The 16,426-nt window shown below is 41.6% G+C and carries 13 protein-coding genes; 10 read left to right on the forward strand and 3 right to left on the reverse strand.

What is annotated here, in order from left to right:
- The first annotated feature begins 9 nt into the window (after positions 1-9).
- Both aguB and NMM25_RS10170 read left to right on the forward strand, forming a co-directional pair.
- Positions 10-885 carry an N-carbamoylputrescine amidase gene (gene aguB, locus NMM25_RS10165; RefSeq protein ID WP_254736798.1) on the forward strand — a complete coding sequence of 292 codons (876 nt, stop codon included), beginning with the start codon at positions 10-12 and terminating at the stop codon, positions 883-885.
- A 144-nt stretch (positions 886-1,029) separates the two neighbouring features.
- Complete coding sequence (locus tag NMM25_RS10170; protein ID WP_254736799.1) at positions 1,030-1,767, forward strand: TraX family protein; 738 nt, start codon at positions 1,030-1,032, stop codon at positions 1,765-1,767.
- A gap of 45 nt (positions 1,768-1,812) precedes the next feature.
- Here the strand turns inward: NMM25_RS10170 and NMM25_RS10175 are convergent, their stop codons facing one another.
- Positions 1,813-2,622, reverse strand: a complete 810-nt coding sequence (locus NMM25_RS10175; protein ID WP_254725829.1) for a Cof-type HAD-IIB family hydrolase — start codon at positions 2,620-2,622, stop codon at positions 1,813-1,815.
- A 275-nt stretch (positions 2,623-2,897) separates the two neighbouring features.
- On the opposite strand from NMM25_RS10175, the gene NMM25_RS10180 reads away from it, so the two are divergent.
- The 5 genes from NMM25_RS10180 (at position 2,898) to NMM25_RS10200 (ending at position 12,202) form a co-directional block, all read left to right on the forward strand.
- The gene (locus NMM25_RS10180) at positions 2,898-3,119 is read left to right on the forward strand and encodes an SP_0924 family bacteriocin-like peptide (RefSeq protein WP_213988535.1); all 222 of its coding nucleotides are present in this window, start codon (positions 2,898-2,900) and stop codon (positions 3,117-3,119) included.
- Between the two features lie 53 nt (positions 3,120-3,172).
- Positions 3,173-3,844: a CPBP family intramembrane glutamic endopeptidase gene (locus NMM25_RS10185; protein WP_254725828.1), complete on the forward strand. Its 672-nt coding sequence runs from the start codon at positions 3,173-3,175 to the stop codon at positions 3,842-3,844.
- Between the two features lie 131 nt (positions 3,845-3,975).
- Positions 3,976-7,251: an ATP-dependent nuclease subunit B gene (gene rexB, locus NMM25_RS10190; RefSeq protein WP_254736800.1), complete on the forward strand. Its 3,276-nt coding sequence runs from the start codon at positions 3,976-3,978 to the stop codon at positions 7,249-7,251.
- Positions 7,248-10,901, forward strand: coding sequence for a helicase-exonuclease AddAB subunit AddA (gene addA / locus NMM25_RS10195; RefSeq protein ID WP_254736801.1), 3,654 nt, complete (start codon positions 7,248-7,250; stop codon positions 10,899-10,901). Before rexB ends, addA begins: the two co-directional genes overlap by 4 nt.
- 122 nt (positions 10,902-11,023) lie before the next feature.
- Positions 11,024-12,202 carry a hypothetical protein gene (locus NMM25_RS10200; RefSeq protein ID WP_254736802.1) on the forward strand — a complete coding sequence of 393 codons (1,179 nt, stop codon included), beginning with the start codon at positions 11,024-11,026 and terminating at the stop codon, positions 12,200-12,202.
- Between the two features lie 34 nt (positions 12,203-12,236).
- Here NMM25_RS10200 and NMM25_RS10205 read toward each other — a convergent pair whose 3' ends face one another.
- Positions 12,237-12,593 (reverse strand): type II toxin-antitoxin system PemK/MazF family toxin, encoded by a 357-nt coding sequence (locus tag NMM25_RS10205; protein WP_084867273.1) that lies wholly within the window; start codon positions 12,591-12,593, stop codon positions 12,237-12,239.
- Positions 12,577-12,792: an AbrB family transcriptional regulator gene (locus tag NMM25_RS10210; protein WP_001098942.1), complete on the reverse strand. Its 216-nt coding sequence runs from the start codon at positions 12,790-12,792 to the stop codon at positions 12,577-12,579. Before NMM25_RS10210 ends, NMM25_RS10205 begins: the two co-directional genes overlap by 17 nt.
- 212 nt (positions 12,793-13,004) lie before the next feature.
- On the opposite strand from NMM25_RS10210, the gene ylqF reads away from it, so the two are divergent.
- Genes ylqF through NMM25_RS10225 form a run of 3 tightly spaced genes read left to right on the forward strand, consistent with a single transcriptional unit; the run spans position 13,005 to position 16,185 of the window.
- Complete coding sequence (gene ylqF / locus NMM25_RS10215; protein WP_254736803.1) at positions 13,005-13,856, forward strand: ribosome biogenesis GTPase YlqF; 852 nt, start codon at positions 13,005-13,007, stop codon at positions 13,854-13,856.
- Positions 13,843-14,622, forward strand: coding sequence for a ribonuclease HII (locus NMM25_RS10220; protein WP_254736804.1), 780 nt, complete (start codon positions 13,843-13,845; stop codon positions 14,620-14,622). The genes ylqF and NMM25_RS10220 overlap by 14 nt, the downstream gene beginning before the upstream one ends.
- A gap of 12 nt (positions 14,623-14,634) precedes the next feature.
- Positions 14,635-16,185, forward strand: a complete 1,551-nt coding sequence (locus NMM25_RS10225; protein ID WP_254736805.1) for a ClC family H(+)/Cl(-) exchange transporter — start codon at positions 14,635-14,637, stop codon at positions 16,183-16,185.
- Positions 16,186-16,426 lie beyond the last annotated feature (241 nt).

A 16,426-nucleotide genomic window follows, 5' to 3' on the forward strand; every position in this document is an offset into this window, starting at 1 on the left:
GAGAAAAAGATGAGAAATGTAAGAGTTGCAGCAATCCAGATGCAATGTGCCAAGGATGTGGCAACAAATATCCAAACCGCAGAGCGTTTAGTACGTCAGGCTGCAGAACAAGGCGCACAAATTATTCTCTTGCCCGAGTTGTTTGAACGTCCCTATTTCTGTCAAGAACGTCAGTATGACTATTACCAGTATTCTCAGTCGGTGACAGAAAATACAGCCATTCAGCATTTTAAGGTGATTGCTAAGGAACTAAAAGTTGTTTTACCGATCAGTTTCTATGAAAAAGATGGCAATGTCTTGTACAACTCTATCGCTGTCATTGATGCTGATGGGGAAGTGCTGGGCGTTTATCGGAAAACCCACATACCAGATGACCATTATTATCAAGAAAAGTTTTACTTTACGCCTGGAAACACCGGCTTCAAAGTCTGGGATACTCGCTACGCTAAGATTGGGATTGGCATCTGTTGGGATCAATGGTTCCCTGAAACAGCGCGCTGTCTTGCGTTGAATGGGGCAGAATTACTCTTTTACCCAACAGCTATAGGTTCGGAACCGATTTTGGATACAGATAGTTGTGGTCACTGGCAACGTACTATGCAAGGGCACGCAGCAGCTAATATTGTCCCAGTCATTGCAGCCAATCGTTACGGTTTGGAAGAAGTCACTCCTAGTGAGGAAAATGGTGGACAGAGTTCTAGTCTTGACTTCTATGGTTCCTCCTTTATGACGGATGAAACAGGAGCTATTCTAGAGAGAGCTGAAAGACAAGGAGAAGCTGTTCTGTTAGCAACTTATGACCTTGACAAGGGATCAAGTGAACGCCTCAACTGGGGACTGTTTCGTGATAGAAGACCCGAAATGTACCAACGAATTACGGACTAGATGGTAACTTTCATAATAAACTTTTGATATTCACGCCTGTCTTACAAAAATGTAAGATAGGCTTTTTAAATGTAAGATGGGTGTACGATTATACGCGGAAATGTATGCTATACTCTATGTAGATCAAAAAGAAAGAGGTTTATTATGAAAAAATGGAATGCGACTCAGTTGAAGTATCTGATGGCGGCAGTAATGGTTCTAGACCATATTCCCCATATTACAGGGATCGTTTCTCCTCTGTGGGAAGGTATCTTTCACGCCTTGACCCGTTGTGTGGGAGTTTGGTTTGCCTATATGGCTATGGAAGGCTTCATCCATACTCGAAATTTGAAAAACTACCTCATCCGTCTCTGGAGTTGGGCGCTTATCATGTTTGCTGGAAATAGCCTACTCAATGCCCTATTTGCATCCAAGGGAGTAATGGTCAATAATAACATTTTCCTGACTTTGGCTATCGGTGTTACCATGCTTTGGCTTGGTTTTCCTCGAAAAGAGATGGAGCAAAAAGAGAAGTTGTGGCGTTGGATTGGAGTTGCTGGGCTTTTGATTTTCGGGTGTCTTTTTACTGAGGGTGGCATCACCATGTTACCATTTCTCTTGATTAGTTACTCTTGTCGAAATCGTAAGGGATTGCGAAATCTTCTCTATGCATTTCTGTGGGCCTTCTTGTTAGTGACTTCCATCCAAATTTACGACACTTGGCACCAAACACTGGAAATGATGCTTTTCAATTCTGACTGGCTCTTTATCACCGTTTTTCCTTTTATGGCCTTGTATAATGGACAGCGAGGAAAAGAAACTAGTTGGAGTAAATATTTCTTTTATATTTTCTACCCAGCTCATCTATGGATTATAGCCTTGATTGCTTATTTGGTTAAATAGCAAAAAAGCAAATAGAAGTATTGACTGTCTATTTGCTTTTCTTATTTATAAAATATACTTCTCAATGGCACGCGCAACGCCGTCTTCTTCGTTGCTGGTTGTAACGTCATTGGCTAAGGATTTGACATAATCACTGGCATTTCCCATAGCAATGCCAAGCCCTGCAAACTGAAGCATTTCGATATCGTTATTGGCATCGCCCATGGCCATAATTTCTGAGGGCTCGATCTTCAAGATCTGAGCTAGACGTGAAAGAGCAGTAGCCTTGGTCGTTCCAAGGGGCATTGCTTCGTAAATGACAGGCTGCGAACGAACGCCGCTAAATCGTTGGCAGAGTTCCTCAGCGAACCGCTGCTCAAAATCGTCTGTTTGCTCTTTTGTTCCTAAAAACATACCTTGGAACATCCGATACTTGCCACTAGTCGCGTCTTCAAGGGAGATTTCAGTCAGGTCTGAAAAGACTAGCTTGGCATCATTTTGAACAATTTGATTAGGCTTGCCACCGAGAACAAAATAATGTTTCTCATCAAAAAGAGTCAACTGGACGTCGCTTTTGTCTGCTAAGTCATAGAGGTATTCAATGTCAGCTGGACTGAGTTCTTGCCAGTCAACTAGACTCCAGTCACTGGTCTGGTGAGTTGAACAACCGTTATTGACGATGACATACTCATTCTGGAGGTCCAGTCCTAGTTTTTTATAGTAGGGAAGGACACCGAAAAGCGGGCGACCTGTACAGAGAACCAGTTTGACACCTTTTTCAATAGCTTGGTGAATGGCAGTGATGTGGGCTTGCGGGATTTCCTTGGCTTCATTAAGGAGGGTTCCGTCCATATCCAAGGCTAGTAGTTTAATCATAAGACTTCCTTTTCTAGGTGTTTTGCTTTTATTATAGCATATTTTAGAAAAAATCAGGCTAAAAGTTTAGGGGGTGATTGATTACACAGTTTAGGACGTTTCGATGACAATTCAAGATTTGAAGAGGATATTTTGCAAAGATGTGCTATACTAAACTTGTCAAAGTTGCAACTAGACAAACATAAAAAACTAACTTAAAACATAATAGTTTTTTTGTAAGTAGTTATGAGTAGCAGATTACTCAACTAATCTGAACAATAATGGAGGAATACATCATGGTTTTAATGAAAAAAAATATAAATCTAACAAATGAAGAATTAGAGCTGATACAAGGTGGAGCAGATCCCTATGGTAAAAATCTTAATGGTAGATATGATTGGGAAATAGAACCAGTATTAACTCTGCCGGTTCATGGATTTTGTCCCAGAGGCACCTATGATTTAGGATATATTGGAGGAGGCAATCATCTTTGCAAAGGAAGTGCTGCGAGATTTTAAGTAAAATTTATTAGTAATATGAAGAGACGAGGGGAGAAAAGCTGAGGTACAATATGAAAAAACGAAGTATCCAAATTTTACTAGCATTGTCCTTAATTTTTTACAAATCAACTTGGTTTTGGAGGCTTTTCAATCACCTCGCAAAGCCCTATCTACCAGCAAGTCGTGAGTTTTTTCAGATTATGCTTTTGATGGAGAGTGGTGTTCTTTTGTCAGCATTCATCTATCTACTAGTTTTTTCAGGAAAAAAGACTTTTCAATTCGAGTGGCAGCCGAGGTACTTTATCTACCTTTTACTGGGCTACATCATTTCGTATATGTCCGACTTCCTCTTGTCTTATTTCATCCCCTCGTCCTCGAATCAAATTTCTTTGAATGAAACGATAGAAATGATAGGGCGACAGGAATTACCCTATTTCTTGCTCATAGTTTGCTTCATCGGCCCTATTGCTGAGGAATTGATTTATCGCGGTGTGCTTATGACAACCTTTTTCAAAAACTCACCTTGGTACGGAGATATCTTGCTTTCTGCTATTATTTTCGGTTGTATTCATATCAATTTCGCTTTAACACCTCTTGCTTTTTTCATTTATGCTAGTGGAGGTCTTATTTTAGCCCTATTGTATCGCATGACTAAAAATCTCTACTATCCAATAGTACTTCATATCCTTATCAATATCACTGCCTTCTGGGACTTGTGGTTACTCCTATTTTCAGGAAGTTAGCTTACTGAAACAATGTCGGAATTTTCCGGCATTTTTCTTTTCAATAGATGAGCAAGAACCGATTATTTACAGGATTGCTTCATTAAAAAATGGTATAATAAAAGGTAATGAAAAATTCCAACGAGGCTGAGATGAAATTACTTTATACTGATATTCGGACTTCTTTGACTGAAATTTTAACGAGAGAGGCAGAAGAGCTAGTTGCTGCAGGCAAGCGGGTTTTCTACATCGCCCCCAACTCTCTTTCTTTTGAAAAGGAACGCGCCGTGCTGGAATGCTTGTCCCAGCAGGCTTCTTTTGCGATTACCGTCACGCGTTTCGCTCAAATGGCTCGTTACCTGGTCTTTAATGATTTGCCGACTAAAACTAGTCTAGATGACATCGGGCTTGGGATGGCTTTTTATAAGTTCCTTGCGGAACTTGATCCTAAAGAATTGCGAGTTTATGGTGCGATTAAGCAGGATCCTCAATTTATCCAGCAGTTGGTTGAACTTTATCATGAGATAACGACTGCTCAGATGAACTTTTTGGACTTGGAAAGTTTGACGGATGGGGATAAGCGGGCAGACTTACTCTTGATTTTTGAGAAAGTGACTGCCTATCTCAATCAAAGTCAGTTGGCTCAGGGAAGTCAGTTGTCCCATTTGATTGAGGCTATTGAAAATGGCAAGGTAAGTAGTGATTTTAGTCAGATTGCCTTGGTTATTGATGGATTTACCCGTTTTTCTGCCGAGGAAGAGCGTGTAGTGGATCTGCTTCATCGAAAAGGTGTCGAGATTGTCATTGGTGCTTATGCAAGCAAGAAAGCCTATATCAGTCCTTTCACTGAAGGCAATCTCTATCAAGCCAGTGTGGAATTCCTCCATCATTTGGGGGCAAAATACCAAACACCTGCTCAGGATCTTTCTCAGACACATGAGAAAATGGATAGTTTTGACAAGGCCTCTCGTTTGCTGGAGTCTACTTATGACTTTTCAGAACTCGCTTTATATATCGATGAGAAAGACCGTGAAAATCTGCAAATCTGGTCTTGTTTGACACAAAAGGAAGAGTTGGAGTTGGTAGCCCGCAGCATTCGTCAACAATTACATGACAATCCAGAACTGAGTTACAAGCATTTTCGTATTCTCTTAGGAGATGTGGCTTCTTATCAGTTGTCCTTAAAGACCATTTTTGACCAGTACCAGATTCCTTTCTATCTTGGTAGAAGTGAATCTATGGCTCACCACCCCTTAACCCAGTATGTCGAATCTATTTTGCGTTTGAAACGCTACCGTTTTCGTCAAGAAGATTTGATTAATCTCCTCAGAACTGGTTTGTATACTGACCTTAGTCAGGATGATATTGATACTTTTGAGCAATATCTCCGCTATCTTGGCATCAATGGGTTGCCAGCTTTTCAGCAGACCTTCACAAAATCCCACCACGGAAAATTTGATTTGGCACGTTTGAACGCCATTCGTCTGCGAGTTTTGGTACCACTTGAAACCTTATTTGCCAGTCGGAAGCAAAAAGCTGAAAATCTCTTGCAAAAGTGGAGTATTTTTCTAAAAAATGCTGCTTTAAGCAAGCAGATGCAAGATTTGACAGCTACTATGGAAACTCTAGAACAGGAAAGACAAGCTGAAGTTTGGAAAGCCTTTTGTCATGCCTTAGAACAATTTGCGACGGTTTTTGATGGTTCGCAAGTTAGTCTGGAGGACTTCCTAGCCTTGCTCCACTCAGGGATGACTTTATCTCAGTATCGCACTATTCCAGCGACAGTGGACACTGTTCTGGTGCAGAGTTACGATTTGATTGCACCTCTGACCGCTGACTTTGTCTATGCCATTGGACTCACTCAGGATCATTTGCCAAAAATTGCGCAAAACACCAGTCTATTGACAGATGAAGAAAGACAAAGCCTAAACCAAGCTACTGAAGAGGGAGCACAATTACTGATTGCAAGTAGCGAAAATCTCAAGAAAAATCGCTATACCATGCTTTCTTTAGTCAATGCCGCCCGTAAGCAGTTGGTGTTGTCAGCACCAAGTCTTCTTAATGAAAATGAGAGCAAGGAAACGGCCTATCTTCAGGAACTGGTGAGTTTTGGATTTAGCCGGACAGAGAAGAAGATTCATCAAAAAAGTCTGTCTAAGGATGATATGGGTTCTTATCACAGTCTATTGTCTAGTCTAGTTGCCTATCATCAGCAGGGCGAGACAAGTAATACTGAGCAAGATTTGACCTTTGTCAAGGTTTTGGCTCGTATCATGGGGAAAAAACTTGACCAAAAAGGTCTTACAAATCCAGTTATCCCAACTAATCCAAGTAGCAAGCCATTAGAGAAAGAGACCTTGCAGGCTCTCTATCCCGCTGACAAGGAGTTTTACCTGTCTACGTCTGGTTTGACGGAGTTTTACCGCAATGAATACAGTTATTTCCTCCGTTATGTCTTAGGTTTGCAGGAAGAATTGCGCCTGCGTCCAGACGCTCGCAGTCACGGAAATTTTTTGCACCGTATTTTTGAACGTGCCTTGAAACTGCCTGCTGAAAATCCGTTTGACCAGCGTTTGGAACAAGCTATTCAAGAAACCAGCCAAGAACGCGAATTTGAAGCCATTTATCAAGAAAGTTTGGAAGCTCAGTTTACCAAGGAAGTTCTGCTTGATGTCGCTCGGACCACTGGCCACATCCTACGTCATAATCCAGCCATTGAAACCATCCAAGAGGAGGCAACATTTGGTGGTAAGGACCAGGCCTTTATTCAATTGGATAATGGTCGCAGTGTCCATGTGCGAGGTAAGGTTGACCGAATCGATCGTTTGAAAGCTGATGGAGCACTGGGAGTGGTAGACTACAAGTCTAGTTTAACTCAGTTCCAGTTTCCTCATTTCTTTAATGGGCTCAATTCCCAACTGCCGACTTATCTTGCTGCCCTTAAGGGAGAAGGAGAGCAAAACTTTTTCGGTGCTATGTACCTAGAAATGGCTGAACCTGTCCAATCTCTGTTGAACGTTAAGAGTTTGGCTGGAGCAGTAGCAGAAGCCAGCAAGTCAATGAAATACCAGGGACTCTTTTTAGAAAAAGAAAGCAGTCATTTGGGCGAATTATATAACAAAAACAAGGCCAATCAGCTGACAGACGAGGAATTCCAGCTCTTACTAGACTATAATGCCCATCTTTACAAGAAAGCAGCTGAGACGATTTTAGAAGGCCAGTTCGCCATCAATCCATACACAGAGAATGGCAGAAGTATTGCCCCATACGTCCAACAATATCAAGCCATTACAGGATTTGAAGCAAACTACCATTTGGGACAAGCCCGTTTTCTTGAGAAATTAGAGTTGTCTGACGGCAAACGTCTGGTCGGAGAAAAACTTAAGCAAGCTTGGTTTGAGAAAATGAGAGAGGAGTTGAATCGATGAAGCCCATTTCCTTTTTAACTGAGGAAGAAATTCAAAAACTGCAAAAAGCAGAAGCAAGTTCGAGCAAGGAACAGAAGAAAACAGCCGAGCAAATCCAAGCCATTTACACAGCAGGGCAAAATATTCTTGTTTCAGCGTCTGCTGGTTCAGGGAAGACCTTTGTCATGGCAGAGCGTATTCTGGATCAATTGGCGCGTGGTGTGGAAATCAGCCAACTCTTTATCTCGACTTTTACAGTCAAGGCTGCTACAGAGCTTAAGGAACGTTTGGAGAAAAAAATCGGCCAACAAATCCAAGAAAGTAGCGATGTTGACCTTAAACAACACTTGGGTCGCCAGTTGGCAGACCTACCAAACGCTGCCATCGGAACCATGGACTCTTTCACACAAAAATTCCTTGGCAAGCATGGTTATCTGATTGATATCGCACCGAACTTCCGTATTCTACAAAATGAAAGTGAACAGTTACTCTTAAAGAACGAAGTTTTTCATCAGGTTTTTGAAGAGCATTACCAAGGTGAGAATAAAGAGAAATTTAGCCGTTTGGTGAAGAACTTTGCTGGGCGTGGCAAGGATGAACGTGGTCTGCGCCAGCAAGTCTACAAAATCTATGATTTCCTCCAATCCACCAGCAGTCCCCAAAAATGGTTGAACGAGTCTTTTCTCAAAGGGTTTGAAGAAGCTGACTTTGCAAATGAAAAAGACAAACTAACTGAGCAAATCAAGCAAGCGCTTTGGGACTTGGAAAGTTTCTTCCGTTATCATCTGGATAATGATGCCAAGGAGTTTCCCAAAGCTGCCTATTTAGAAGCTGTTCAACAGGTTCTGGATCAAATTAGCTCCTTAAATCAAGAGTCCGATAGCCAGGCTTATCAAGCTGTGCTTGCGCGTATTGTCGCCATCTCTAAGGAGAAAAATGGTCGGGCTCTAACTAACTCCAGTCGTAAGGCCGATTTAAAACCACTGGCTGATACCTATAACGATGAGAGAAAGGTCCAGTTTGCTAAACTAGGACAACTAGCGGACCAGATAACCATTCTCTACTACCAAGAACGTTATCATGAAGATACTTGGGAGCTAGCTAAAACTTTCCAAACCTTTATGAGTGATTTTGTGGAGGCTTATCGTGAACGTAAACGCCAAGAAAATGCCTTTGAATTCGCTGATATCAGTCATTACACCATTGAGATTTTAGAGAATTTCCCACAAGTCCGCGAGGCTTATCAGGAACGATTCCACGAAGTCATGGTAGATGAGTATCAGGATACCAACCACATTCAAGAACGGATGCTGGAATTGCTGTCGAATGGTCACAATCGCTTTATGGTGGGAGATATCAAGCAGTCCATCTACCGGTTCCGTCAGGCAGACCCGCAGATTTTCAATGAAAAATTCCAACGCTATGCGCAAAATCCTAAAGAGGGTAAATTGATACTCCTCAAGGAAAATTTCCGTAGTAGTTCAGAAGTGCTGTCAGCAACCAATGATGTTTTTGCACGCCTTATGGACCAAGAGGTCGGCGAAATCAACTATGACAGTATGCACCAGCTTGTTTTTGCCAATACCAAACTGACTCCCAATCCAGACAACAAGGCAGAATTTCTCCTCTACGACAAGAACGATAGTGGGCAAGAGGAAGAAGAAAGTGATGCAGACACGAAACTCACAGGAGAAATACGCCTAGTTATCAAGGAAATCTTGAAGCTCCATCAGGGAAATGGTGTTACCTTTAAAGAAATAGCCCTTTTGACCTCCAGTCGCAGTCGAAACGACCAGATTCTCCTCGCCCTGTCTGAGTACGGAATTCCAGTTAAAACCGATGGTGAGCAAAACAATTATCTCCAATCCCTAGAAGTACAAGTCATGCTGGACACCCTGCGCGTCATTCACAATCCCCTGCAAGACTATGCCTTGGTAGCACTTATGAAGTCTCCTATGTTTAGCTTTGATGAGGACGAGTTGGCACGCTTGTCCCTTCAGAAAGCAGAAGATAAAGTCCAAGAGAATCTTTTTGAGAAACTTATCAATGCTCAAAAACAAGCAGCTAGGCAGAAAGAGTTAATTCATACAGCTCTAGCGGAAAAATTAAGTCAGTTCATGGATATCTTGGATTCTTGGCGCTTATATGCCAAAACCCACACTCTCTATGACTTGATTTGGAAGATTTACAACGACCGTTTTTATTATGACTATGTTGGGGCTTTGCCGAACGGACCTGCTAGACAGGCTAATCTCTATGCCCTAGCTCTGCGAGCTGACCAGTTTGAAAAGAGCAATTTCAAGGGCTTATCACGTTTTATCCGTATGATTGACCAAGTTTTAGAGGCTCAGCATGACCTCGCAAGCGTAGCCGTCGCACCGCCTAAAGATGCCGTGGAACTTATGACCATTCACAAGAGCAAAGGATTGGAATTTCCTTACGTCTTTATCCTCAACATGGATCAGGACTTCAACAAGCAAGACTCGATGTCAGACGTCATTATCAGCCGTCAAAATGGGCTTGGTGTCAAATACATTGCCAAGGTGGAAACAGGAGCAGTGGAAGCACACTATCCTAAAACCATCAAACTCTCCATTCCTAGCCTGACCTATACACAGAATGAGAAAGAACTGCAACTGGCTAGCTATTCAGAGCAGATGCGTCTGCTGTATGTTGCCATGACGAGAGCTGAGAAAAAGCTCTATCTTGTCGGTAAGGGCTCTCGTGAAAAGCTAGAAGCCAAGGTATACCCGGCAGCAAATAGCGGAAAATTAGATAGCAATACCAGACTGCAAGCAAGAAATTTCCAAGATTGGATCTGGGCTATCAGCAAAGTATTTGCCAAGGACAATCTCAACTTTAGCTATCGTTTTGTTGGTGAAGACCAGTTGACTAGGGAAGCTATTGGTCAGTTGGAAAACAAGAGTCCTCTACAAGATAGTTCTCAAGCAGACAACCGCCAGTCAGAAACCATCAAAGAAGCTTTGGAAATGCTGAAAGAGGTGGAAGTTTATAATACTCTTCACCGCGCAGCCATTGAACTACCAAGTGTTCAAACCCCAAGCCAAATCAAGAAATTCTACGAACCGGTTATGGATATGGAAGGGGTAGAAATTACGAACCAAACTCAATCACCGGAGAAGCAAATCAGCTTTGATTTACCAGATTTTTCAACTAAAGAAAAGATAACTGGAGCTGAGATTGGTAGTGCAACCCACGAACTCATGCAAAGAATTGACCTCATTCATCAACCAACACTTGCTAGCCTGACAGAAACTCTCAAACAAGTTCAGACTAGTCCAGCTGTAAGAGACAAGATCAATCTTTCTAAAATTCTCGCCTTCTTTGAAACACCACTTGGTCAGGAAATTCTCGCTAATACCAGCCATCTCTACCGCGAGCAACCTTTCTCCATGCTCAAAAAAGATCAAAAGAGTCAGGAAGACTTTGTTGTTCGTGGGATCTTGGATGGCTATCTGCTTTATGGGGATCGCATCGTTCTTTTTGACTACAAGACTGACCGATACGATGAACCAAGTCAACTCATAGACCGCTATCGTGGTCAGTTAGCCCTATACGGAGAGGCTTTATCTCGAGCTTATTTGATTGAAAATATTGAGAAATACTTGATTTTACTCGGTAAAGATGAGGTTCAAGTTGTAAAAGTATAATTTATACTCTTCGAAAATCTCTTCAAACCACGTCAGCCTCACCTTGCCGTACTCAAGTACAGCCTACGGCTAGCTTCCTAGTTTGCTCTTTGATTTTCATTGAGTATTAGAAAGGAGACCTCATGACACTTCCAGTTAGAAAATCCCTGCATGATGCGGTTTTACAGGCTTCAAAAGCCGATACTTGGGATCAAGCTACCAAGGAATGGAATGAAGTTTCCTTGATTTTTAATGGCATTGGTCGTAGTAACTGTGTCTGCGGGAACGCCATAAAATACTCCTACGAACTCTTTAACGGAGTTACAGGCCAACGTCTCTTTCCTATCGGAAGCGACTGTGTTCGCCATTTTCATCGTATTAGCCTCGATCAGCAACTAGAAGAGGAAGAAAAACTACTCAGAAAAGTTGAAAACCTAACCAGAAAGGCCCAGAAAAAGGAAAAAATCAATATCAATAAAAGCGATTTTGACGAACGACTTCTAAAATGGTTTTGGGAGAAAGGTGTTTTCAAAGCCAATCGTGGCAATCAATTCGCACCTGAGAGAGACTATCATCTCTTCCTAGAGGTCTTTCAAGGCGGAAGTTGGACCAAGGCAGAGCCAAAGAAGAAGGCTCGTATGGAAGAAGTGCTGGAAAAGTGTATCAAACCCTTTTTACTTGGTAAGACCGATGACCAACTCTATCTTGTCAAACTAGGCAAGGAGAAAATCGACTACGAGCAGCATTTACGAATTCAAGCAGAGAAAGAACGCAAGAAGAGAGATAAAATCGCCAAGCAATACGCTGATAACCTCATTCTTGCCATGGGACCTGCAGAACGCGCTTATCAAGATTACTTTGGCTTTACAGAACCCCTCACCCAAGAAGAACGAAAATGGGAGAAAATCCTCTTTGGAAAAAATAGAGAAGAACGGGCTATCAAGGCTAAACAAAACCAAAAGGAGTTGGAAAAGGATCAGCGAATTGCAAATCAAGATCCTATTGAACGAAAGCAGAAACAGACTTGGCTTCTTAATTCCTATTTTCGTGATTTGCCTGATGAAAAAGCTAGATTTGCTCGACTCTTACTAGAGTATCGAAAAAGTGGAGAAGTACCCTTTTCAAATGATTACTTATCTGGGCATCTCATCGATTTTTTCTACAAGATGAAAGCCTTTGAGTTTGAAATCTCACCAGAACAAGTCCGCGATTTTCTAAAAGAATGCCTTCAGGCAGAACATTTATCATCTGCACAAGAAAGCTGGATTAGAGGAATTCTCCTCAATTGCCTTCACCCGTTTTTAGATAGATTGCTCATATAGAAAAAAATCCTACCTTGTTTATGCACGGTAGGATTTAAGTATCTCCAAAGATGTACTGGTAAAGTTGGACGACTTTCTGAAAACACTGCGTGTCCATTCTTGTTATTTTTTGAGCATGTCGCATTCGAAAATCAAAGGTATACAGTTGAAATGGATTGACAGCACCATCTACCTTATCCGACGAGACAGGAACGAGCAAGCCTTTTTCTGCCAAACGTTGTTGGCCATGAGTGATAGGACAGACAGCCACAAAACCAGTTTGCAAGGCATATTCTCTCCTAGAAACAACCAAGGCAGGGCGCCTTTTCTGGATTTCTCGACCAACTGATGGATCAAAATCCAGCCAAATGATATCCTGCTTTTCAGGAATATACTCAGATTTCGCTATCAAGTGACCTTACCCCTTCAAAATCATTTGTCATTCTCAAATCAGTAATTCCATCAAAAGGATCTTTTAGTTTTGGAGCTAAGACAATGACTCCGTCAATCCCTTTGTAGACAACCATTTCTTGACCTTCTGTCATCCCCAAATTCTTAGGAATCGTCACAGTGAGAGAGTTTCCCACCTTCCGAGTCTTTACTGTATTCATCGCTCTACCTCCACGAATCTGTATACACTAAGTATATACCCATCAGCAAAAAAAGTCAAGTAAATCGTTGCTGACATCAAGGATGTTTCACACGATTACTATTTATCATTTGTTATGGTCAAAGCCTGTGCAAAAGTTCCTAATTTATGATAGAATAGATAGTGAGATAGAAAACGTTTTTACTACATTTTTTTAGTCGGAAAGGGAAATTTATGGCTACAATTCAATGGTTTCCGGGCCACATGTCTAAGGCTCGACGACAAGTTCAGGAGAATTTAAAATTTGTTGATTTTGTGACGATTTTGGTAGATGCTCGCTTACCTCTATCTAGTCAAAATCCTATGTTAAACAAGATTGTGGGTGATAAACCAAAACTCTTGATTTTGAACAAGGCAGATCTGGCTGATCCCGCAATGACCAAAGAATGGCGTCAGTATTTTGAATCACAGGGAATCCAAACTCTGGCTATCAACTCCAAAGAGCAAGTAACTGTAAAAGTTGTGACGGATGCAGCTAAAAAGCTCATGGCTGATAAGATTGCACGCCAGAAAGAACGCGGCATCAAAATTGAAACCTTGCGGACCATGATTATTGGAATTCCAAATGCCGGCAAGTCAACTCTTATGAACCGTTTGGCTGGGAAAAAGATTGCGGTTGTCGGCAATAAACCAGGTGTTACCAAGGGGCAACAATGGCTTAAAACCAATAAATCCCTGGAAATCTTGGATACACCAGGGATTCTTTGGCCTAAGTTCGAAGATGAAACCGTCGCTTTGAAACTAGCCCTAACAGGGGCCATTAAAGACCAGTTGCTTCCTATGGATGAGGTGACCATTTTTGGTCTCAATTATTTCAAAAAACATTATCCAGAAAAGCTAGCTGAACGCTTCAAACAAATGAAGATAGAAGAAGAAGCACCTGTTATCATCATGGATATGACACGTGCCCTCGGTTTCCGAGATGATTACGACCGTTTTTATAGTCTCTTCGTCAAGGAAGTCCGTGATGGAAAACTCGGTAACTATACCTTAGATACATTGGACGACATTGATGACAACGATTAAAGAAATCAGAGAAGTTCTGGCTACTGTCAAAGACTCAGACAATCCTCTTTTTCTGGAATTCGAAAAAGATCCTCGTTCTGGGGTTCAAAAGGAAATCAACAAGCGTAAAAAAGCCATTCAAGCTGAAATGGATGAAGACCTTCGCCTGGAATCCATGCTTTCCTACGAAAAAGAGCTTTACAAGCAAGGATTGACCCTAATTGCAGGTGTTGATGAGGTTGGCCGTGGTCCTCTTGCTGGACCTGTAGTCGCTGCAGCCGTTATCTTGCCAAAAAATTGTAAGATTAGAGGCCTAAACGATAGCAAAAAAATCCCTAAAAAGAAACATCTGGAAATTTATCAAGCCGTTCAAGACCAATCTTTATCAATCGGGATTGGTATCATGGATAATCAGGTCATCGACCAAGTCAATATCTATGAAGCGACCAAACTAGCCATGAAGGAAGCAATCTCCCAGCTCAGTCCGCAACCTGAGCACCTCTTGATAGATGCCATGAAACTGGAGTTACCAATTTCACAAAACTCCATTATCAAAGGAGATGCCAACTCCCTCTCCATCGCAGCTGCATCTATAGTAGCCAAGGTGACACGGGATGAATTGATGAAGGAATATGATCAGCAATATCCTGGATATGATTTTACAGCTAATGCAGGCTATGGAACAGCTAAACACCTAGAAGGACTGGAAAAATTAGGTGTCACCCCAATTCACCGAACCAGTTTTGAACCAGTCAAAACACTGGTTTCAACTAAGAAAGAAAAGTAAGAGGAAATGATTATGGAGGAACAGTCAGAAACACTCAGTTCCAAGAAAGAATTTGCCTTTGTCTCAAGCACCATATTATCCCAAGTTGGACGAGGAATCATTGTTGGTCTCGTCGTCGGGCTCATCGTCGGATCCTTTCGTTTCTTAATCGAAAAGGGCTTCCATCTGATACAAGGACTCTATCAAGAACCAGCGCACCTAGTGCGCAATCTTTTTATCATTGGTCTATTTTATTTAATAGTTTGCTGGCTTAGTGCGAAACTAACTCGGTCAGAAAAAGATATCAAGGGTTCAGGAATTCCTCAAGTCGAAGCCGAACTAAAGGGACTCATGACTCTTAACTGGTGGAGTGTTCTCTGGAAGAAATATGTATTAGGAATTCTTGCTATTGCCAGTGGCCTTATGCTAGGTCGGGAAGGGCCAAGTATTCAACTTGGAGCAGTTGGTGGTAAAGGTATTGCCAAGTGGCTCAAATCTAGCCCAGTAGAGGAACGTTCCCTGATTGCCAGTGGAGCTGCTGCAGGATTAGCAGCTGCCTTTAATGCACCAATTGCAGGTCTCCTCTTTGTTGTAGAAGAAGTCTATCACCATTTTTCCCGCTTTTTCTGGGTCTCAACTCTAGCAGCTAGCATCGTAGCAAACTTTGTTTCTCTGCTCATATTTGGCCTAACACCTGTACTGGATATGCCAGACAACATTCCTCTCATGACCCTAGACCAGTATTGGATATACCTCCTTATGGGAGTTTTTCTCGGGCTTTCTGGTTTTCTCTATGAGAAGGCTGTACTCAATGTTGGTCGAATTTATGACTGGATTGGTCAAAAAATCCATTTGGATAAAGCTTATTATCCAATCCTAGCCTTTATCCTTATCATACCAGTCGGGATTTTCTTGCCACAAATCCTTGGTGGTGGAAATCAGGTCGTTCTTTCTTTGACTGAGCAAGATTTTAGTTTTCAGGTTCTATTAGCATACTTTTTGATCCGCTTTATTTGGAGCATGATTAGTTATGGAAGTGGCCTCCCAGGAGGAATTTTCCTACCCATTTTGGCGCTTGGTTCCTTACTTGGTGCCCTAGTTGGTGTCATTTGTGTCAATCTTGGACTTGTCAGTCAGGAGCAATTCCCTATATTTGTCATTCTGGGAATGAGTGGCTACTTTGGAGCAATATCTAAAGCTCCCTTAACCGCTATGATACTTGTTACTGAGATGGTAGGGGACATTCGAAACCTCATGCCACTGGGCTTAGTGACCTTAGTCGCCTACATCGTCATGGATCTGCTCAAGGGAGCACCAGTCTATGAGGCCATGCTAGAAAAAATGCTACCAGAAGAAGCAACAGACGAAGGAGAAGTAACACTAATTGAAATTCCTGTTTCAGATAAAATAGCAGGAAAACAGGTTCACGAGCTCAACTTGCCACATAACGTACTCATAACTACCCAAGTCCATAATGGCAACAGCCAAACAGTTCACGGCTCAACTAGAATGTATCTGGGTGATATGATTCACCTAGTGATTCCCAAAAGTGAAATTGGAAAAGTCAAAGATTTATTGTTGTAGATGATATTTACATAATATAAATTATGTAAATCAAGGTTATAATTTAATACTTTTAAAAACCGTTTTCAGCAATGAGATCGGTTTTTACTTCTTATATAATTAAAATTAATTTAAAATATTGTATAATAAGAAAAAGGAGGAAAGCTTAAATGAGTAATTCTGGCATCAAAAAAAGTCATAAAAGGTTACTAATCGTTTTGTCAATCGCAATTATCACAACAGGAGGTGTTTTTGTGTTTAG

Source organism: Streptococcus sp. CF10-1 (assembly GCF_024295825.1).
Taxonomy (GTDB): Bacteria; Bacillota; Bacilli; order Lactobacillales; family Streptococcaceae; genus Streptococcus.

Coding starts and splice junctions, on each gene's coding strand:
- NMM25_RS10175 (WP_254725829.1), bottom strand. CDS start 2,622: ATGATTAAACTACTAGCCTTGGATATGGACGGAACCCTCCTTAATGAA.
- addA (WP_254736801.1), top strand. CDS start 7,248: ATGAAGCCCATTTCCTTTTTAACTGAGGAAGAAATTCAAAAACTGCAA.
- NMM25_RS10225 (WP_254736805.1), top strand. CDS start 14,635: ATGGAGGAACAGTCAGAAACACTCAGTTCCAAGAAAGAATTTGCCTTT.
- NMM25_RS10170 (WP_254736799.1), top strand. CDS start 1,030: ATGAAAAAATGGAATGCGACTCAGTTGAAGTATCTGATGGCGGCAGTA.
- rexB (WP_254736800.1), top strand. CDS start 3,976: ATGAAATTACTTTATACTGATATTCGGACTTCTTTGACTGAAATTTTA.
- aguB (WP_254736798.1), top strand. CDS start 10: ATGAGAAATGTAAGAGTTGCAGCAATCCAGATGCAATGTGCCAAGGAT.
- ylqF (WP_254736803.1), top strand. CDS start 13,005: ATGGCTACAATTCAATGGTTTCCGGGCCACATGTCTAAGGCTCGACGA.
- NMM25_RS10220 (WP_254736804.1), top strand. CDS start 13,843: ATGACAACGATTAAAGAAATCAGAGAAGTTCTGGCTACTGTCAAAGAC.
- NMM25_RS10185 (WP_254725828.1), top strand. CDS start 3,173: ATGAAAAAACGAAGTATCCAAATTTTACTAGCATTGTCCTTAATTTTT.
- NMM25_RS10210 (WP_001098942.1), bottom strand. CDS start 12,792: ATGAATACAGTAAAGACTCGGAAGGTGGGAAACTCTCTCACTGTGACG.
- NMM25_RS10180 (WP_213988535.1), top strand. CDS start 2,898: ATGGTTTTAATGAAAAAAAATATAAATCTAACAAATGAAGAATTAGAG.
- NMM25_RS10200 (WP_254736802.1), top strand. CDS start 11,024: ATGACACTTCCAGTTAGAAAATCCCTGCATGATGCGGTTTTACAGGCT.